Below are 19026 nucleotides of genomic sequence, written 5' to 3' on the forward strand. Positions count from 1 at the left end.
AGTCCGGGAGCAAACGGATACCGATTAGACCGCCGGCACATTGAATACCTCGCCGGCCCTGAGCGGCCGGAACCGCTCCGGGGGAATATCATGCTCGCTCATTGCGTCTTGCAACGCTCTTGCCGGCGCGTCGACCGCTTCATTCGTCAGTTGGAACGTGGCGAAGTGATGCCCGGCCACATAGGCAGCATTTGCCAACTTCATCCCGATCACCGCTTCCTGCGGATTCTGGTGCTGCCCTTTCATGAACCAGCGCGGCTCATATGCGCCGAAGGGTAAAATGGCCAAACGAAAGCCGCCATGCTTCTGCTGTGCCGCTTGGTAATTGATGCCGTGGTGAAAGCCCGTATCTCCGACGTGATAAATTTTTCCGGCTGGAGTCGACAAAACGAACGACGCCCAGAGTGCCATCCGGCGATCGGCGGTTCCGCGCGCGGACCAATGGTGTGCAGGCTCCGCATCAATGCTTATTCCGGCGTGCGAAATCCGCTCGCCCCAGTCCATCGATGTCGTCCGTATATCGGGCACGGCACGGCGAATGATCGTGTCATTGCCGAGTGGCGTCACGACACGCGGCCGATGCTTCGCACCCAACCGCCTGAGCGTTGCGATATCGAGATGATCATAATGATTGTGCGACACCAGCACGAGATCAATTGGCGGCAAATCATCGAACGCGATGCCTGGTTGGACGACGCGCTTGGGTCCGGCAAAAGCGAAGGGACTCACGCGCTCCGACCACACCGGGTCGGTGAGGATATTGAGCCCAGCGACCTGCACGAGCATTGTTGCATGACCAACCATGGTCACCCTTAGATCCTCGCCGTCGACGCATGGATCCGGCTTGGCCGCCGGGTATGGACTTGGGACCGACTGCGGCCAGCGCTCACGGCCACCGCCGAATTGCCACCGCAGCAGATCGCGGAAACCAAGGGGCTCGATACCATCGGGATTGAAGAAATGTGTGCCGTCGAAGTGATCGGACACCGGGCCGTGATAGTAGGGGTTGCGTCTTTTGGTCTTTCCGACAGGCACGCCTATTTCTCCAGCGTCGCCACCACCTCGACATGCGAGGTCCAGAGGAACTGGTCGATCGGCGTCACTTGCGTGATCCGGTAGCCGCCCTCGACGAGGATCGCGAGGTCCCGCGCCAGCGTCAGCGGATTGCAGCTGACGGCCACGATCTTCTTCACCGCCGAACGGGCAAGCTCCTGGCACTGGAACTCGGCACCGGCGCGCGGCGGATCGAAGACGACGGCGTCATAGGGCTTGAACTCCTGCGTCATCAAAGGACGGCGAAAGAGATCGCGCTTTTCGACGGTGACCGGCTTCAGTCCTTGCGTGTTGCGGGCGGCATGATCGAGTGCGGCGAGCGCCTTTGCTTCGGCTTCGACGGCGTGCACGCGGCCGATCCGCGCCAGCCGCAGTGAAAACGTGCCGGAGCCGGCAAAGAGATCGGCGATCCGCTTCGCCTTACCGGCATGGGCAATGACCAGCTCCGCCATCGCCTCTTCCGCCGGCTTGGTCGCCTGGGTGAAACTGCCCGGCGGCGGCGAAACCTGGACGCCGCCGAATTCGACCATCGGCTTCGACGGCTCGACGAGGATTTCGCCGTTCAGCGAAACACGGGCGATGCCGCGCAGGCCAAGCGCGGTCTCGATTGCCTTGCGCCGCTGCGGGTCGGAGAGTTTCTTCACCTCGTCGACGGAGATGTCGAGGCCGGAAAGCGTTTCGAGCACCGCGACGCGGAAGGGTTCGGCGCTGGTCGCCAGCGAAGCCGCAATCGCCCTGATCGCCGGCAGCCGGGCGATGATCCCTGCCGACGAGATCGGACATTCCTCGATGGCGACGATATGGTGGCTTTCGGCCTGGTTGAATCCAACAAGCATGTCCTTCTCGGTCTTGCGCGCCGCAAACACCACGCGCCGGCGTTCGCCCGGCCGGGCCGGAACGATCTCGCCGACCTCGGGTGTCAGCCCCTTCGATTTCAGCGCGTCGATGACCAGCTGGCGCTTGAAGGCGCGGTAGGGCGTATCCGCCATATGCTGCAGCGTGCAGCCGCCGCAGGTGCCGTTGACGCCATCAGGGCCGAAATGCCGGCAGGGCGGCTCCTGCCGGTCGGGCGAGGGCGTTGTGATCGACATGATCGTGCCCTGGCTCTTGACCCGGGCAATCGCCACCGTTTCCCCGGGCAGGGAAAAGGGCACATAGACAGGTCCGCCGGCGCTGCTGGCGATGCCGTCGCCCTGGGCGCCGAGCTTCTCGATCGTGACGGTTTCGGTGCTCACGGTTTCAATCCTGCCAGAAGAAATTCCTGATTGCCGTCGCCGCCGGAAATCGGAGAGGGGATGAGGCCGAGGCTTTTCCAGCCCATGTCCTCGATGAACCAGCGCTCCAGTTCTGCAGCGACGGCGGGAGCAGACGAGGGGTCCTTCAGCATCCCACCCTTGCCGATCGCCTCGCGGCCGGCCTCGAACTGCGGCTTGACCAGCAAGATGGCGACAGCGCCCGGTTCGGCGATCTCAAGAGCCGGCGCGAGCGCCAGCTTCAGCGTGATGAAGGAGACGTCGGAAACGATGAAGGTGGCGGGATGGCCGATATCCTCTGCCGTCATGTTGCGGGCATTGAGGCCTTCCCTGTTCGTCACCCGCGGATCGCCTGATATGCGCGGATGCATCTGCCCATGGCCGACATCGATCGCGGTGACATGCTGGGCACCGCGCAGCAGCAGCACCTCGGTAAAGCCGCCGGTGGAGGCACCGACATCGAGACAGTGATGGCCGGCAGGATCGAGCCGGAAATGGTCAAGTGCTGCGGCAAGCTTCAGTGCGGCGCGCGAGACATAATCCTGCGCCGGATCGTCGATCTCGATTGCCGCGTCTGCGTTAAACAGCGCGCCGGCCTTGGTGACCACCTGGCCGCCGATCCTGACGGTGCCGCGCTGCACGGCGTCGCGGGCGCGTGAACGGCTGGCAAAGAGGCCGAGGGAGACGAGAAGCTGGTCGAGGCGTTGGGTGTTTTGATCTGACATCGGCTGTGCATGACCGGCAAAGCCGCCGGTTGCAAGCATTTTGTTCCCAAGACCGTCATTGACCCTCAAAAGCTTTCGGCGATAATCCTGCCGCGGCGATCGCGGGGCGGGCCGCAGACACGGGGGTGTTCCATGCTGAAGCTCTTCACTCTGATTGTCGCGGCAGTCATCGCATCGCCCGCGCTCGCGAACGACACCATGGCCGAGGTCAAGACCGGCGGGCTGATCTTTGCCCAATCCGATGATGTCAGCATGGCGGAAGAGGATCTCTTCATCTCCGCTTCGGAAGTGCGTGTCGACTATATCTTCGAGAATAGCTCCGACAAGGATGTCGAAAGCCTGGTCGCCTTTCCGATGCCTGACATATCAGGCCAGGTCGACAACAATTCCGCCATCTCCGATTACGACAGCGACAATTTCCTGCATTTCTCCACCGTGCAGGATGGCAGGCCGATTACCGCCAAGCTGCAGCAACGCGTCGTTTCGCTCGGCATCGACGTGACCGACGAATTCGCCAAGTTGGGCATTCCCGTCCTGCCCTATAGCCAGAAGACGACCGAGGCACTTGCCAAGCTTCCCGAAACCGTCCGCAAGGACTGGATCTCCCGCGGCGTCGTCTATCCCATGGGCGCAGGCGATGCCGCCGCCGGGGTCGACCTCGTGCCGCTCTGGACGCTGCGCTCGACCTATTGGTGGCGTACCACCTTCCCGGCAAAGAAGAAGGTCAGCGTCGAGCATCGCTACAAGCCGGCCGTCGGCGGCACCGTCGCCATCAGCTTTCTCGAAGGTGGCGAGCCGAAGGGTGATCGTTTCGAGGAATATTCGCGCAAATATTGCCTCGACGGAGATTTCGTCCGGGTTGCCCAGCAGCGTGCTCGGGAAGCCGAGGCGGGAGGCGCCAACTATACCGAAAGCTGGATCTCCTATGTGCTGTCGACCGGCGCCAACTGGGCGGGGCCGATCAAGCGCTTTCAGCTGACGATCGACAAGGGCAAGCCCGGCAGCCTCATCAGCTTCTGCGGCAGCAACGTTCAGAAGATCGGCCCGACGACCTTCCGGATGACATCAGAGGATTTCGATCCCACTAGGGATTTCGACATCCTGATCCTCAATCCTCCCGAAACGGCACAATAATCCGCAGGCTCTGCCGCTGTTGCGGTGCACAAATTTAAACAAATTTAAAGCCTGCCCATATAGGTTCGGCGTGATTGCAGCGGTTCATCTGAACTGCTCGGCGCCATGAGGGCGCAAGCGTTTCCACGCCGATCATGTTCTCAGGTTCAAACATCCCGGCGGTTGCGTCTCGCGCGACCTGCCTCTCGCCGCGTCGACTGTCGTCAGGAGAAATCACCGATGTCCGCCAAAAACATATCCTTGAACGGTAAACTTGCGGCCACGTTCGCAGCCCTCATTCTTATTTTCGTCGCCATATCAGCTTTCGTTTATTCCAAGGCGACGGCGTCCGCGGCCGCTTCTGCCGAGCAGGAAAAGTCCGAGCTGCTCGTCAACCAGATCGACGATGCGCTGCAGGCAATGCTCGAGCAAGCGGTCAACCTGCGCGGCTTCATCCTCTTCCGCAGCGACAGCACCTATGGCGATGTCTTCGCCAACCGCGAGCGCATGTTGAAAGCGATTGCCGCCGCCAAGCAGACGGCGACGGGCGAGCCGCAGCTGGTCGAGATGATCGACGGCATGCAGAAGGCCGCCGACCTCTATTTCCATGAACTCGCCGAGCCGCAGACCAAGGCGCGCAAGGAAACCGACATGCCGATCGAAGAGGTCGTCAAGATCGGCGTCAACGCCACCAAGGGCCAGCTCGACGGGTTCCGCCAAGCCTCTGCCAAGATCAAGGCCACCGCGCGTGAAAAGTCGAACGCGCTTGCCGCCATCCGGGCCGATGCCAACAGCGATCTGAAGACGACGCTGCTTGCCGGCGGCATCCTCGCCTCGCTTGCGGCCGCCGTTCTCGCCTGGCTGATGTCGCGCACCATCGTCCGGCCGGTGGTCGGCATGACTGCGGCCATGGATCGCCTTGCCGGCGGTCAGAACGACATCGAAGTCCCGGCTGTCGAGCGCGGCGACGAAATTGGCCGCATGGCCCAGTCGGTCTTGGTCTTCAAGCAGGCGGCGATCGAGAAGCTGCGCCTTGCCGGCGAGACCGACCGCATGCGCGACGACGCCGAGCGCCAGCGCCGGGCAGGCGACGAGCAGAAGGCGCGCGAGGAAGGCGAGATCCGCTATGCCATCGACGCCTTGGCGGGCGGCCTTGCCGAGCTTGCCAATGGCGATATGGCCGGCCGTATCCAGACGCCGTTCGCCTCGCAATATGACAGCCTGCGCAATGACTTCAACCATGCCGTCGAAAAGCTGCAGGCGGCGCTGCAATCGGTCGGCCGTAACGCTTCGGCGATCAATGCCGGCGCCGGCGAAATCCGCTCGGCCGCCGACGATCTTGCCCACCGCACCGAGCAGCAGGCTGCCGCCGTCGAACAGACCGCCGCAGCGCTCGAAGAAGTGACGACGACCGTCCGCGACAGCGCCAAGCGCGCCGAGGATGTCGGCAATCTCGTCGAGCGCACCCGCCTCGGCGCCGAGAAATCAGGCGAGGTCGTCCGCAAGGCGGTCTCCGCCATGCAGCAGATCGAGAAGTCCTCGGGCGAAATCTCCAACATTATCGGCGTCATCGATGACATCGCCTTCCAGACCAACCTGCTGGCGCTGAACGCAGGCGTCGAAGCGGCGCGTGCCGGCGATGCCGGTAAGGGTTTTGCCGTCGTAGCCCAGGAAGTGCGCGAGCTCGCCCAGCGCTCGGCCAAGGCGGCCAAGGAGATCAAGGCGCTGATCACCACATCGGGCGAACAGGTCGTTGCCGGTGTCGGCCTCGTCGGCGAGACCGGCAAGGCGCTGGAGGTCATCGTCTCCGAGGTGCAGGAGATCAACCACCACGTCAACGCCATCGTCACCGCCACCCGCGAACAGTCGATCGGCCTGCAGGAGATCAACACCGCCGTCAACAACATGGACCAGGGCACGCAGCAGAACGCGGCCATGGTCGAGGAGCAGACCGCGGCCAGCCATGCGCTCGCCCAGGAGGCAAACGCCCTCGACGAATTGCTGCGCCAGTTCAAGCTCGGCCAGGCGGCCCCGGCGCCGCGCGCTGCCGTCGTCGGTACGAGCTCGCGGCCGGTCGCCTCACCGGCCCACGCCCTGACCCGCACCGTCGCCAAGGCCTTCGGCGGAAGACAGGCAGCCGCTACGGCTACCGTTCAGGAGGAATGGACGGAGTTCTGAGAGGGCCCTTCGCAGGGACGTTAAATGAAGAGGGCGGTGCAATGATGCGCCGCCCTTTTTTATTGGGCGGAACGGCATAAGTGGGAGCAAGTGGCTGCCCCTCACCCTAACCCTCTCCCCGCTCGCGGGGCGAGGGGACGTGCCCTGCGAGAGGTTGGTGGGGAACGGAGAGGGCCGCGACAGGTCCCCTTCGCCCCGTTTACGGGGAGAAGGTGCCGGCAGGCGGATGAGGGGCCCTCACACGGCAAGCCCTCACATAATCTTATCCCGCAACCCCAACCGCAACACCGCGTCCCAGCGCCCTGAACACCGTCGAGACGATGCCGGCGCGGTCGAGGCCGGCGTGGGCGTTCATGGCTTCGGGCTTGGCCTGTTCCATCCAGATGTCGGGCATGACGAGCGAGCGCAGCTTCAGGCCGTTGTCGAGCAGGCCTTCGGTGGCAAGGAAATGCATCACATGGCTGCTGAAACCGCCGATCGAGCCTTCCTCGACGGTGATCACCATCTCGTGGTGGCGGGCAAGCTGGCGGATCAGGTCGTGGTCGAGCGGCTTGGCGAAACGTGCATCGGCGACCGTCGTCGAAAGCCCCGCAGCATCGAGATCCTCGGCGGCCAGCAGACAATCGGCAAGCCGGGTGCCGAAGGAGAGCAGCGCCACCTTGGTGCCTTCCTTGACGATGCGGCCCTTGCCGATCTGCAGGATTTCGCCGCGCGCCGGCATGTCGACGCCGACACCTTCGCCGCGCGGATAGCGGAACGAGATCGGCCCGCCATCATAGGCGACAGCCGTGCGCACCATATGCTTGAGTTCGGCCTCGTCGGCCGCCGCCATCACCACGAAGCCAGGCAGGGTGGTGAGAAAGGCGGTGTCGAAGGAGCCGGCATGGGTCGGCCCGTCGGCGCCGACGAAGCCGGCACGGTCGATCGGGAAACGCACCGGCAGTCCCTGGATCGCCACGTCATGCACGACCTGATCGTAGGCGCGCTGCAGGAAGGTGGAATAGAGGGCGGCGAACGGCTTGTAGCCTTCCGCCGCAAGGCCGGCGGCGAAAGTGACGGCATGCTGTTCGGCAATACCGACGTCGAAACAGCGCGACGGAAAGGCCTCGGCGAGCTTGTCGAGGCCGGTACCATTAGGCATGGCGGCGGTGATGCCGACGATCTTATCGTCGAGAGCGGCTTCCTGCACCAGCGCTTCGGCAAAGACGCTGGTATAGCTCGGCGCATTCGGCTTGACCCTTGCCTGGGCGCCGGTGATGACGTCGAACTTGTTGACGCCGTGATATTTGTCGGCCGCGGCTTCCGCCGGCGGATAGCCCTTGCCCTTCTGGGTGACGACATGGATCAGCACCGGTCCGCGACCATTGTCGCGCACGTTGCGCAACACAGGCAGCAGGTGGTCGAAGGAATGCCCGTCGATCGGGCCGATATGGTAGAAGCCCATCTCCTCGAACATCGTGCCGCCGGTGACGTAGCCGCGCGCATGCTCGACGGCGCGGGTGATCGCCCGGTCGATGTTCTTGCCGAGATAGGCCGTCAGCTTCTTGCCGAAGTCACGGAAGCCCATATAGGTGCGCCCCGAAGCGAGACGGGCAAGATAGGCGCTCATTGCGCCCGTCGGCGGCGCGATCGACATATCGTTGTCGTTGAGGATGACGATAAGGCGGGCGTCGAGGGCGCCGGCATTGTTCAGTGCCTCATAGGCCATGCCGGCCGACATCGCCCCGTCGCCGATGACGGCGATGACGCGGCGGTCTGATTTGTCGAGGTCGGCGGCAATCGCCATGCCGAGGCCGGCGGAGATCGAGGTCGAGGAATGCGCGGCGCCGAACGGATCGTATTCGCTCTCCGCCCGGCGGGTGAAGCCGGACAGCCCGTCTTCCTGGCGCAGCGTTCGGATGCGGTCACGCCGGCCGGTGAGAATCTTGTGCGGATAACATTGATGGCCGACATCGAAGATCAGCCGATCATCAGGTGTGTCGAAGACGCTGTGGATGGCGATCGTCAATTCGACGACGCCGAGACCGGCGCCCAGATGGCCGCCGGTGCGCGACACCGCATCGATCATTTCGTCCCGGACTTCGCGGGCAAGCTGCGGCAGGTCGCGATCCTCGAGCTTGCGCAGGTCGGCGGGATAGATGACCTGGTCGAGCAGGGGGGTCTTCGGCAGTTGTGTCACGGGCGGGCGCTCTTTCTTGCTTTTCCTTGTTCCGCTTTATTCGATTAGATTGCGGCAAAACAAGTGCATTTCAGGAACCGAAGCTTTTCACCTTAGAGCATGATGCCGAAAAGTGTGAGCGGTTTTCGGGCAACATCATGCTCCCACTATTAAAGCATGGTGCCGGAAAGTGTGAGCGGTTTTAGGCGGATATCCTGGTCTATTTCGTTCATTTCGTGTCGTTCAGCCTTCCGGCAAAGGCACGAATTCCTCTTCGTCACCGGGAACGATATCGAACCGGCCGGTGCGCCATTCCTCCTTGGCCTGTTCGATCCGCTCCTTCGAGGAGGACACGAAATTCCACCAGATATAACGTTTCGAATTGAGCGCTGCCCCTCCGAAGAGCATCAGGTGACAGCCATCGCGGCCGGCTTCCAGCGTGATCGCATCACCCGGCCGGAAGACCAGCAGCTGGTCGGCAGCGAAACGGTCGCCTGATATGACGACCTCGCCCGACAGCACATAGACGGCGCGCTCCTCGTGGCCCGCGCCGAAGGGAAATTTGGCGCCCGGCTGCAGGTCGAGATCGACATAGAGCGTGTCGGAGAAAACACCGACGGGCGATGTCATGCCTTCGAACGAGCCGATGACCACACGCCCGCGCACGCCTGCCGTCTCGATCAGCGGCATGGCGGACTTTTCCGTATGGGCGAAGGAGGGATCGATTTCCTCTTTGTCGTTGGGCAGCGCCAGCCAGGTCTGCAGCCCCGACATCAGCAGCGGATGGCCGCGCAGATTGTCCGGGGTGCGCTCGGAATGCACGATGCCGCGGCCGGCCGTCATCAGGTTGATATCGCCGGGACGGATGACCTTTTCGGTGCCGAGGCTGTCGCGATGGCGGATCTCGCCGTCGAACAGATAGGTGACCGTCGACAGCCCGATATGCGGATGCGGCTTGACGTCAAGCGCCTCGTCCGGCTTCAGGATCGCCGGCCCCATGCGGTCGAAGAAGATGAACGGCCCGACCAGCCGTCGCTGCCGACTGGGAAGCGCGCGGCGCACCTGAAAACCGCCGATATCGCTGGTGCGCGGGATGATCAGGTTCTCGATCGCGTCGCAGGCGAAGGCATCGCCGGGCAGAGGATCTTTACCGGGAAAGAAGGACATCAGGGATCTCCGATCACTACAGTGCCGCGCGTCTTTCAGACGCGCAAAGGATGCTATAGTTTTGAATTGCTGCATAATTTGTCCTTAAATCGATGTCGATTTAAGGAATGAGGCAGTCGCGCATCGACCAGGGATAGCAATTAGCGCGCCGCACGTCCAACGGGACGTGCCAAGGACGCCCTAACTTTGAAGCGCGCCGCACGGATGGCTCAGATTGCGGTGAAGCCATTATCGACGAAGAGATGGGCGCCGTTGACGAAACTCGACTCATCGCTGGCGAGATAAAGGGCAGCCCGCGCGACGTCTTCGGGCTCGCCGATCCGCCCCTGCTGCGCGGCAATGGCGGCATCCGAAACGTCGACGCCGAGCGCCTGCAGATCGGCCACCTCGCGCAGGCCATGCGGCGTGCGGATGAAGCCCGGGCAAACGGCATTGCAGCGGATGTTGCGGTCACGGAATTCCACCGCGATGGCGCGGGCAAACATATGCACGGCACCCTTGGTCGTGTCGTAAAGCACTTCCATCGGCGTGGCGGCGACCGCCGAGATCGACGAGGTGCAGACGATCGATCCGCCGCCGCTCTCAATCATCTTCGGCAGCACGGCCTTGGTCATCAGAAACATCGAGCGCACATTGACGGCGTGCAGCCAATCCCATTCCTGAAGCGTCGTTTCCAGGAAAGGTTTGATGACGATGGTGCCGGCATGGTTGAAAAGCACGGTCACTGCGCCGTAACGTTCTTCGACACCGGCGACGGCGGCAATGACGGCTGCTTCGTCCGAGACGTCGGCCGTCCAGTATTCGGCCTCGCCGCCGGCATCACGGATGGCTTGGACGGTCTCGGCTGCTGCTTGGCCATTGCGATCGATGATCGCAACGCGCGCGCCTTCCGCCGCAAAAAGCTTCGAGGCGGCACCGCCCATGCCGGTCGCGCCGCCCGAGATAATGGCGACCTTGCCCTTCAACCTGTCTGTCATTTCCTCGTCCCCTCATCGTTTTGGATGGGGATCATAGATCGGTCTGAAGCCGATAGCCAAGCGCCTTCGAAAGGGGGTTTTGCTGTGCCTCAGGCGCCGTCCAGCGGCTCGACACCTTGCGGCTTGCCGGCGCGGTCGAGCCGGATCTTCTCGATGCGGTTCTCGGCGGCCGAAAGCAGCGTCTCGCAATGTTTCTTCAGCGCTTCGCCGCGCTCGTAGATCTCGATCGATTCATCCAGCGCCACATCGCCACGTTCCAGCCGGGCGACGATGCTTTCGAGTTCGGCGACCGCCTTTTCGAAGGAAAGGCCGGACACCTCCGGCTTGGCGCTGTCAGTCATTCTCAACCCTTCATCATTCTCAGAATATGCATGCCCGCCGATTCGGCGAGTCCCTCGAGATCATAACCGCCTTCGAGCAGGCTGACGACCCGGTTCTTCGCGTGCCGGTCCGCCAGTTCGAGCACGCGCCCGGTCGCCCAGTCGAAATCCTCACCGGTCAGATTGATCTGCGCCAGCGGATCGCGGTGATGCGCGTCGAAGCCGGCGGAGATGATGATGAGGTCCGGCCGGAAATCGTCAAGCGCGGGCAGCACGCGCGATTTGAACGCCTCGCGGAAGTGGTCGCTGCCGACATTCGGCGAAAGTGGCGCGTTGACGATGGTGTTGTGCGTACCCTTCTCGTCCTTGGCGCCGGTGCCGGGATAAAGCGGCATCTGATGCGTCGAGCAGAACAGCACCGAGGCATCGTCCCAGAAGATATCCTGCGTGCCGTTGCCGTGATGCACGTCCCAGTCGACGATGGCGATGCGCTCGGCGCCATGCGCCCTTTGCGCATGCCGGGCGGCGATTGCCGCATTGTTGAAGAAGCAGAAGCCCATCGCCGTCATCTTCTCGGCATGGTGCCCCGGCGGGCGGGCGGCGACGAAGACATTGTCGGCCCGGCCGGTAAAGACGTCGTCGACCGCCGCCATCGCCCCGCCGATGCCGGTCAGCGCCGCCTGCAGGCTCTTGCTGCTGGCATAGGTATCGGCTTCGATCTGGTTGATCTCACCCTCTTCCTCGGGAATCTCCCGCATGACGGCGATGAGATGTTCTTCAGGATGGGCAAGCAGCACCGCATCCTCGTTCGCCTGCGGCGCCTGCCGGCGCTCCAGGCGCTCGAAATTCGGATGTTCCAGCGCGACGTTGATGGCGCGGATCCTGTCCGATCGCTCCGGATGACCAGCGGGCGTCACATGTTCCAGGAAGATCGGGTGTTCATAAAGACGGGTGCTCATGAAGACACTCTATCGGTCGCTTATGTCATGTGCCACAGCAGATGGGGCATCATCGGTCGATTTCAACAAGCGCTCTGCCGCCGTCCAACCGTTCGCCTGTCACAACCGTCTCAGTTACGCCGTTTCCGTCGAACAGCTCCATTGCAACGGAGCCGCGCCTTTCCGGTGCGTGAAGGACACTGTAACACTTTGAACTATTGCGTAATTTTATCCTTAAGCCAGTTCCGATATAAGCTATTATGAAGTAGTGTTGCCATGGGAACTCTGTAAGGCAGATCTGTTGATGAGTCAGTCGAAACGTCCTGATGTGGCGGAAATACGTGTGCCGTTTCGCGATGTCGATATGACCGGCCAGATGTTTCTGGCCTCCTATATTTCCTATGCCGAGTCCGTCCTTGCGAGCTTCTGGTCCTCACGGCCCGATGTCGATGACGAACCGGTCTATAGCCCTAGCAAGGTTTCCTGCATGCTGCACCGTCCGCTGCACTACGATGAGCTGGCAACCTTCACCGCCACCGTCGACAAGATCGGCATGCATTCCATCGGCCTCCTCGTTGCGATCGACACCGGGGAGGAGCGTGCCGCCGAGGTCGAGATCATCTGGCAGGCCCGCACCCGCGAGGACCAGTCGCCGGCCTCGCTGCCGGAGGAAACGCGCGACTGGCTTTATCGGTTTTTGGATTAGGGGCAAAGCAGAGCCGATCGACCAGCCAGAATTGCCACTAGGTGCTTTTGCCTCGGAGGAGTGGCTCGCTGAGTATATTGATCTCGACGCTTGGATAAACGCGCTCTTCCAGCAATTTAAGGGATCCAACCTTCAGTCCCGTGGGCAATAAGCCTGCGTCGAAGTTGACTGCTGGTAGCCTGTCTTCTGCAAAAAATCTGAACAGTGTTATGTGCGCTATTCGGGGCGGGGTTGGACACCACTGTTCGAAGCAGATGGCATGTGAAATGGCCGAACGAAGCCTGCGCAATTCCGGCGGCTCCTCTGCCTTTACGAAGACAGCGGCTTCCGAAGCAGCCACCTCATGAAAATGGAGCTCAAATGGCGGGGTCTCTTCGACCAGTCTCTCCACAATCTCCTTCCATCTTTCCCCATTCAGCTTCCAGACCTCGTCGTTTGGAATACTGAATTGGGCCGCGGCGTTGACCAGGGTGACGACCGTCATGTGTAGGCTCTTAGCCGGGACGCGTGAGAGCGGCGCGTCGCTGTCTCGCTCGATCCTGTCCTGCAAGTTGCAGAGCTTTGACAGAGCTTCGCCATCGGGAAAAAACTGCAGGTGAAACGCGCAGCACTGCTTAAACAGCGTATCGACCTTCGTGCGGATCACAGCAGCAGGTCCTTCTATCCAACACGGGCACGCCGCGAGCGTGCAATTCCCATGCCTTGCTATCACATCACGAAACCGCTCGCCAATGATGGCAGGCGCCTGCCAGGCATTCGCGATGGTGATGGAAGTCTTGGAGACATTCGTTAAGATGGCGGCACTATCCGCCATCATGGACAGCAAACCAACGCGATCCGGCTTCGACAGCGTCTTCAGGATTCACCTCGCCCTCACAAGCCCAGGCGACAATTCCATCCGGACGGACAAGCAGGGCGGTCAGTCCCAGCCGGTCCTTCACCTCACCCTCGACATATTTGACCCGGTCATCCCAACGGCGTGCGATCGACCGGAGCGGTGCGCGGTCGCCGAAGTCGATCAGCAGACCGGTTCCGTCGGCGAGCAGGGCGGCGAGCCTGGTACCGTCGGTCCATTCGAAGTCCGGGACGCTGCGGCCGACCAGTGCGTGGCCGTCGCCGAGATCGTAGCGCATCGACGCATTCCAGACCCGGTCGGCGAAATAGGTGGCCCCGTCGCGGGTGGCGATGAGATCGCGGATGATGGATTCCATCGCCCGGGCGTGGGGGCTTGGCCGCATGATCGAGACCTGCGCCCGCGACCAGGCGAGAATCTGTTCACCGATCGGATGCCGTTCGCTGAAATAGCTGTCGAGCAGTCCGTCCGGCGCTTCACCGCGGACGGTGGCGGCCAGTTTCCATCCAAGGTTCATGGCGTCACCAAGTCCGAGATTGAGCCCTTGCCCGCCGAGCGGCGAATGAATATGGGCCGCGTCACCGGCAAGCAGCACCCGGCCCTTGCGGTATTCTGTCGCCTGCTGGGCGCGGTCGGTCCAACTGGTGGCGACGCGCAGCGCGGTCAGCGTGACATCGGTCTGCGATATCCGCCGCAGCACCGCTTGCACATGCGCAAGCGTGATCGGTCCGGTGCGGTGAGATGCGCCGCTGTCAAACTCCACCATGCCGAAATGGCCGGGCTGCGTCTGGAAATACATGCCGGTCGGCGTCAGCTGTCGGCCGAGCTTCAGCTTTTCCGGGTCAGCCAGATCGACCTGCACGGAATAGCCGGTAAACTCGGGATCGGTTCCGACGAAGGAAAAGCCGCCCCCCTTGCGCACCATGCTGCGGCCACCGTCGCAGCCGACCAGCCAACGGCCCTCAAAACTCTGATCTCCAGCTTGGATCATGACCCCGTCGGCTGATTGTGCCAAACCTTCGACGCGCACACCCCGTCTGATCTCGACGCCGATGGACTGCGCGCGGTCGGCAAGGACGGTCTCGACCCGTTCCATTTCTGCCGCCATATTGCTGTCGGCGGGGCTCGGCAGTCGATAGGCCCAGTCCGAGGGATTGATCCTGTCATAATCGAAGGGGATGCCGGCGAAGTGTCCGGCCTGCTTGCGCGGTTTTCCCTCTGGCTTTGCCTGACGCCCGGGCGCTTCAAGGGAATCGAGCAGGCCGCGCCGGTAGAACGCTTCAATCGTCGGCAGCGTCAGGCCGCGCATGCCGAAGGGCAGCTTTTTCAACGGCGAGTGCGGGCTTTCCGCCTGCTCCAGCACCAGCACGGAGACACCTGCAAGCCTGAGCTCGCAGGCCAGCAACAAGCCGACCGGCCCGGCGCCTGCAATCACGACATCGAAGAGAAAAGACGTTGGGTGGCGATTATTCATGAACGGCTCCTTTTGGTCGTTCGACCGGAGCAGTTCGTCGTTCTGACAACCACACGGACGAACGGGTGGGCGCTCTCAGCGTCCGACGTTCGTCGCGGGGTCTCATGCCTGGGGCAGGGGACAGAGCTTCCGTTTCCAGAAGGACTTGGGCTTACCAAACCAAGTCTGCCTTTTCCGACACCGGCAGCATATCGGCATGCCGCTCGATCGGCAACGGGTCTGTAACAATCCGCGCCTAGAGCCAGTCCTTTCTCAAGGGGCAGCGCGGTCCGAAAGCGAGTGCAGATCGAGCACCGCCTCGGACGGTGCTTCCTCCTTCAATTGAACCACCCTCAAATTGTTTGTCGTTCCCGGTCGGCCGAAGGGGATGCCGGCAACCACGACGATATTGTCATGGGGTGAGGATAATCCGGATCTGCTCGCCATCTGCCGGGCGTAGTCGATCGTGTCTTCGTAGGTAACGATCTCCTTGGAATGGATACTGACAGCCCCCCAAAGAAGACAAAGTTGCCTGGAGACCAGCTCGTCAGGCGTAATGGCAAGAATGGGCAACGATGGTCGCTTGCGGGCAATTCGGGCGGCGGTTGTGCCGCTGGATGTAAAGGCCGCGATCAATGGCGCGTTGATGGCGGTTGCCAGGTCGGCAGCGGCGGACGCCACGGCGTGGGGCGGTGACGGTTCGATCTCCGGCTCCGACGCGGCTATCAGCGAGCGGTAGAGCTTGTGGCCCTCGGTACTCCGGATGATGCGGTCCATGATCTCCACCGTCTCGCGGGGAAATCTGCCAGTCGCGGATTCGGCAGACAGCATCACCGCATCTGCTCCGTCATAAATCGCCATGGCGACGTCGGAGGCTTCCGCCCGTGTCGGCGTCGGCGCGGCCACCATCGAATCCAGCATCTGGGTGGCGACAATGACGGGTTTGACGGCAAGGCGGCAGGCGCGAATGAGTTCCTTCTGACGACCGGGAACCTCCTCTGGCGGAATTTCGACGCCGAGATCGCCGCGCGCCACCATGATGCCGTCCGAAAGACGAATGATATCGTCGATCTGATCGAGCGCCGAAGGCTTCTCGATCTTGGCGATCAGCCCGGCCCGCTGACTGACGAGCGCGCGCGCCTCGATCATGTCGCTGGCCTTTTGAACGAAGGAGAGGGCGACCCAGTCGACCCCGAGTTCCAGCCCGTACTCCAAGTCGCGCCTGTCCTTCTCAGTCAAAGGCGAGATATCGAGAATTGCCCCGGGAATATTGACGCCCTTGCGGTCGGAAATCACCCCGCCGACCACGACCTCCGCCGTTATCGTTTCAGCTCCGACGCCATCGATCCGAACCCTGACGCGGCCGTCATCAATCAGCAGGTCATCGCCCGGCTTGACGGCTGCGAATATCTCACGATGGGGGAGGGGAATGGAATCCGCTATGCCCTCGTCTGTTCCTAGAACGAAGCGGATCCGATCGCCTTTCGAAACCGAAATTGCGCCGTTTCGAATTCGTCCGACACGGATTTTCGGACCCTGAAGATCCTGCAGGATACCGATCGGTCTTCCCGTTTCTCTTTCCAAGGCGCGGATCGATCTGAAGACAGCCGCATGATCCTCGTGTGAGCCGTGGCTGAAGTTGAGGCGAAACGTGTCGACGCCCGCTTCGAACAGTGACTTCAGCATGTCGGGAGACGCGCTTGCCGGCCCGACAGTCGCCACGATCTTGGCCCTGCGATTGCGATGCATCGAAATTTCCTCAGGCTTGGTCGCCGTTTCAGACGATGAGTATGGCTCGGATATCGTTGACATTGGTCAGGGTCGGCCCGGTTTTGACCAGATCCCCGATCTCGTCGAAGAATGAATAGCTGTCGTGCGAAGCGAGATAGGCTCGGGCATCAAGGCCCTTCTTACGGCCGCGCTCCAACGTGTCGGGCGTGACGACGGCCCCCGCTGCATCTTCGGTGCCATCGATGCCGTCGGTATCGCCAGCAATCGCCCATATTCCGGCATGTCCCTTGAGGGCCACCGCAAGGCCGAGAAGGAATTCGGTGTTGCGGCCACCGCGCCCCGCGGCCTCGCAGCCGATCGTAACCGTCCCTTCGCCGCCCGACAGAAGGACGGCGGGCCCGCGAACCGGAAGCCCCTTGGTCTTTGCGGATAAGGCGATGCCCGCCATCACCGTACCGAGCTCGCGCGCCTCTCCCTCGATGGCGTCGCCGAGGACAAGTGTTTGCAGGCCCGCGTTGGCGGCGGCTTTCGCTGCACTATCCAGGGCGAGCGAGGGGGCAGCGATGATGCGGACATCGCTTGCGAGATCCGCGGGTTTCGGCGTCTCGTCGCCGCTTTCGAGGACGGAGCGTGCCGTGTCGGGCAGAACGATCCTGTAGCGGGATATGATGCCGCGAACCTCGTCGATCGTGCTTTCATCGGCGATCGTCGGGCCGGATGCGATGGATGCAGGATCATCGCCCGGCACATCGGAAATGACCAGGGTAACGACTTTCGCGGGCTGGGCGGCCAGCGCGAGACGGCCTCCCTTGATACGCGAGAGGTGCTTGCGAACGGCGTTCATCTCGGTGATCGTCGCGCCGCTTGCCAGAAGCGCGCGATTGACGCTCTGCTTGTCCGCCAAGGTCATGCCGCCCGCCGGAGCGACCAGAAGCGCCGAGCCGCCGCCGGAGACGAGAGCAACAACGAGATCGTCCGGTGTCAGCCCGCGAACGGCTTGCAAGACATCGGCAGCCGCCCTTTCGCTCATCGCATCCGGAACGGGGTGCGATGCCTCGATGATGCGGATGCGACCGGCAGGCACCGCGTGACCATAGCGTGTCACGACAACACCGGAGAGATCGACATTCGGCCAGGCGCTATCCAGCGCGGCCGCCATGGCCGCCGATGCCTTACCGGCGCCGACGACGATGCATCGGCCCTTTGGCTTGTCCGGGAGGTTTTCGAGAACCGCCCGCTGGGGACTGGCGCTTTCGACCGCTGCATCAAAGATCTGGTGCAGCGTTTCCCGTGCTTTCTGATCGGTCCAGGACATCGTCGTTCAGACGTTCGATGTGTGGATCTCATCGACGACCGCGTCGGTGACTTCCTTGGTGTTGGCCGTTCCACCGACGTCAGGCGTCAATATGCCGGCCCCGGTCACGCGTTCGACGGCCCGCATCAGGCGTGCGGATGCATCTGTTTCACCGAGATGGTCGAGCATCTGCGCCGCCGTCCAGAAGGTCGCCACCGGGTTTGCAATGCCTTTGCCGGTGATGTCGAAAGCAGAACCATGGATCGGCTCGAACATCGACGGGAAGCGGCGTTCCGGATCGATGTTGGCGGTCGGCGCGACGCCGAGGCTGCCTGCGAGCGCGCCTGCAAGGTCCGAGAGGATGTCGGCATGAAGATTGGTGGCGACGATGGTGTCGAGGCTCCTCGGGTTCAGGGTCATGCGGACGGTCATGGCGTCGACGAGCATCTTGTCCCAGGTGACATCGGGGAATTCCTCGGCCACCTCAGCCGCGATTTCATCCCACATCACCATGCCGTGCCGCTGGGCATTGGACTTGGTGACGACGGTCAGGAACTTGCGCGGCCGGGACTGGGCGAGCTTGAACGCATAGCGCATGATGCGGGTGACGCCGACGCGGGTGAAGATGGCGACCTCAGTGCCCACCTCTTCCGGCAGCCCCCTGTGCGCACGGCCGCCGTGACCGGAATATTCGCCTTCGGAGTTTTCGCGGACGATAACCCAGTCCAGATCGCCCGGGCCGCAGTTGCGCAGCGGCGGCGTGATCCCGGGCAAAATTTTCGTGGGGCGAACATTCGCATACTGGTCGAAGCCCTGGCAGATAGGCAGCCGCAGTCCCCAGAGCGTGACGTGGTCGGGAACATCAGGCGCTCCGACGGCGCCGAAGTAGATGGCGTCGAACTTCTTCAGCTGCTTCAAGCCATCGGTCGGCATCATGACGCCGTGCTTTTTGTAGTAGTCGGATCCCCAGTCGAAATTCTCGAGATTGAACTTGATCCCGCCTTCGCGCTTCTCGATTGCAGCCAGGACACGTGTGCCGGCAGCGATGACTTCAGGGCCGATGCCGTCGGCGGGGATGGTGGCGATTGCATATTCACGCATTGGTAT

General features: G+C 62.4%; 16 protein-coding genes. 3 read left to right on the forward strand and 13 right to left on the reverse strand.

Annotated features, from left to right (window positions below):
* Positions 1–24: 24 nt before the first annotated feature.
* From BS629_RS03625 to BS629_RS03635, 3 genes are read right to left on the reverse strand one after another with little or no spacing between them, the layout of a single operon-like run.
* A complete protein-coding gene (locus BS629_RS03625) occupies positions 25–1035 on the reverse strand; it encodes an MBL fold metallo-hydrolase (protein ID WP_018245048.1) in 1011 nt (336 codons plus the stop codon).
* 2 nt (positions 1036–1037) lie between these two features.
* Positions 1038–2288 (reverse strand): class I SAM-dependent RNA methyltransferase, encoded by a 1251-nt coding sequence (locus tag BS629_RS03630; RefSeq protein WP_018245049.1) that lies wholly within the window; start codon positions 2286–2288, stop codon positions 1038–1040.
* Complete coding sequence (locus tag BS629_RS03635) at positions 2285–3070, reverse strand: TlyA family RNA methyltransferase (protein WP_018245050.1); 786 nt, start codon at positions 3068–3070, stop codon at positions 2285–2287. Before BS629_RS03635 ends, BS629_RS03630 begins: the two co-directional genes overlap by 4 nt.
* A gap of 93 nt (positions 3071–3163) precedes the next feature.
* Between BS629_RS03635 and BS629_RS03640 the strand changes: the two genes are divergently transcribed.
* Positions 3164–4165 (forward strand): DUF4424 domain-containing protein, encoded by a 1002-nt coding sequence (locus BS629_RS03640; RefSeq protein WP_018245051.1) that lies wholly within the window; start codon positions 3164–3166, stop codon positions 4163–4165.
* A gap of 219 nt (positions 4166–4384) precedes the next feature.
* Entirely contained in the window at positions 4385–6322 is a 1938-nt protein-coding gene (locus tag BS629_RS03645) for a methyl-accepting chemotaxis protein (RefSeq protein ID WP_018449328.1), read from the forward strand.
* A gap of 262 nt (positions 6323–6584) precedes the next feature.
* Here the strand turns inward: BS629_RS03645 and dxs are convergent, their stop codons facing one another.
* From dxs to BS629_RS03670, 5 genes are all read right to left on the reverse strand, one after another.
* Positions 6585–8501 (reverse strand): 1-deoxy-D-xylulose-5-phosphate synthase, encoded by a 1917-nt coding sequence (gene dxs, locus BS629_RS03650; protein ID WP_018245053.1) that lies wholly within the window; start codon positions 8499–8501, stop codon positions 6585–6587.
* A 222-nt stretch (positions 8502–8723) separates the two neighbouring features.
* Positions 8724–9647, reverse strand: a complete 924-nt coding sequence (locus tag BS629_RS03655; RefSeq protein ID WP_018245054.1) for a pirin family protein — start codon at positions 9645–9647, stop codon at positions 8724–8726.
* 209 nt (positions 9648–9856) lie between these two features.
* Positions 9857–10624, reverse strand: a complete 768-nt coding sequence (locus tag BS629_RS03660) for an SDR family NAD(P)-dependent oxidoreductase (protein ID WP_018245055.1) — start codon at positions 10622–10624, stop codon at positions 9857–9859.
* An 89-nt stretch (positions 10625–10713) separates the two neighbouring features.
* Positions 10714–10965 (reverse strand): exodeoxyribonuclease VII small subunit, encoded by a 252-nt coding sequence (locus tag BS629_RS03665; RefSeq protein ID WP_003545921.1) that lies wholly within the window; start codon positions 10963–10965, stop codon positions 10714–10716.
* A 2-nt stretch (positions 10966–10967) separates the two neighbouring features.
* Positions 10968–11903, reverse strand: a complete 936-nt coding sequence (locus BS629_RS03670; RefSeq protein ID WP_018245056.1) for a histone deacetylase family protein — start codon at positions 11901–11903, stop codon at positions 10968–10970.
* Positions 11904–12186: 283 nt separating this feature from the next.
* Here BS629_RS03670 and BS629_RS03675 point away from each other — a divergent pair, with 283 nt between their 5' ends.
* Positions 12187–12588 (forward strand): acyl-CoA thioesterase, encoded by a 402-nt coding sequence (locus BS629_RS03675; RefSeq protein ID WP_018245058.1) that lies wholly within the window; start codon positions 12187–12189, stop codon positions 12586–12588.
* 37 nt (positions 12589–12625) lie between these two features.
* Here BS629_RS03675 and BS629_RS03680 read toward each other — a convergent pair whose 3' ends face one another.
* The 5 genes from BS629_RS03680 to BS629_RS03700 form a co-directional block, all read right to left on the reverse strand.
* Complete coding sequence (locus BS629_RS03680) at positions 12626–13234, reverse strand: 2'-5' RNA ligase family protein (RefSeq protein WP_026188640.1); 609 nt, start codon at positions 13232–13234, stop codon at positions 12626–12628.
* 157 nt (positions 13235–13391) lie between these two features.
* Entirely contained in the window at positions 13392–14915 is a 1524-nt protein-coding gene (locus BS629_RS03685; protein WP_018245060.1) for an FAD-dependent monooxygenase, read from the reverse strand.
* Positions 14916–15167: 252 nt separating this feature from the next.
* Entirely contained in the window at positions 15168–16643 is a 1476-nt protein-coding gene (pyk, locus tag BS629_RS03690) for a pyruvate kinase (RefSeq protein ID WP_018245061.1), read from the reverse strand.
* A 28-nt stretch (positions 16644–16671) separates the two neighbouring features.
* Positions 16672–17940, reverse strand: coding sequence for a glycerate kinase type-2 family protein (locus BS629_RS03695; protein ID WP_018245062.1), 1269 nt, complete (start codon positions 17938–17940; stop codon positions 16672–16674).
* Positions 17941–17946: 6 nt separating this feature from the next.
* Positions 17947–19020, reverse strand: coding sequence for a tartrate dehydrogenase (locus BS629_RS03700; protein ID WP_018245063.1), 1074 nt, complete (start codon positions 19018–19020; stop codon positions 17947–17949).
* Positions 19021–19026: the final 6 nt, after the last annotated feature.

Origin of the sequence: Rhizobium leguminosarum bv. viciae USDA 2370, from assembly GCF_002008365.1 — a bacterium.
GTDB classification, from domain to species: domain Bacteria; phylum Pseudomonadota; class Alphaproteobacteria; order Rhizobiales; family Rhizobiaceae; genus Rhizobium; species Rhizobium leguminosarum.

Coding starts and splice junctions, on each gene's coding strand:
- BS629_RS03635 (WP_018245050.1), bottom strand. CDS start 3,070: ATGCTTGCAACCGGCGGCTTTGCCGGTCATGCACAGCCGATGTCAGAT.
- BS629_RS03640 (WP_018245051.1), top strand. CDS start 3,164: ATGCTGAAGCTCTTCACTCTGATTGTCGCGGCAGTCATCGCATCGCCC.
- BS629_RS03645 (WP_018449328.1), top strand. CDS start 4,385: ATGTCCGCCAAAAACATATCCTTGAACGGTAAACTTGCGGCCACGTTC.
- BS629_RS03655 (WP_018245054.1), bottom strand. CDS start 9,647: ATGTCCTTCTTTCCCGGTAAAGATCCTCTGCCCGGCGATGCCTTCGCC.
- BS629_RS03660 (WP_018245055.1), bottom strand. CDS start 10,624: ATGACAGACAGGTTGAAGGGCAAGGTCGCCATTATCTCGGGCGGCGCG.
- BS629_RS03665 (WP_003545921.1), bottom strand. CDS start 10,965: ATGACTGACAGCGCCAAGCCGGAGGTGTCCGGCCTTTCCTTCGAAAAG.
- BS629_RS03670 (WP_018245056.1), bottom strand. CDS start 11,903: ATGAGCACCCGTCTTTATGAACACCCGATCTTCCTGGAACATGTGACG.
- BS629_RS03675 (WP_018245058.1), top strand. CDS start 12,187: ATGAGTCAGTCGAAACGTCCTGATGTGGCGGAAATACGTGTGCCGTTT.
- BS629_RS03685 (WP_018245060.1), bottom strand. CDS start 14,915: ATGAATAATCGCCACCCAACGTCTTTTCTCTTCGATGTCGTGATTGCA.
- pyk (WP_018245061.1), bottom strand. CDS start 16,643: ATGCATCGCAATCGCAGGGCCAAGATCGTGGCGACTGTCGGGCCGGCA.
- BS629_RS03695 (WP_018245062.1), bottom strand. CDS start 17,940: ATGTCCTGGACCGATCAGAAAGCACGGGAAACGCTGCACCAGATCTTT.
- BS629_RS03700 (WP_018245063.1), bottom strand. CDS start 19,020: ATGCGTGAATATGCAATCGCCACCATCCCCGCCGACGGCATCGGCCCT.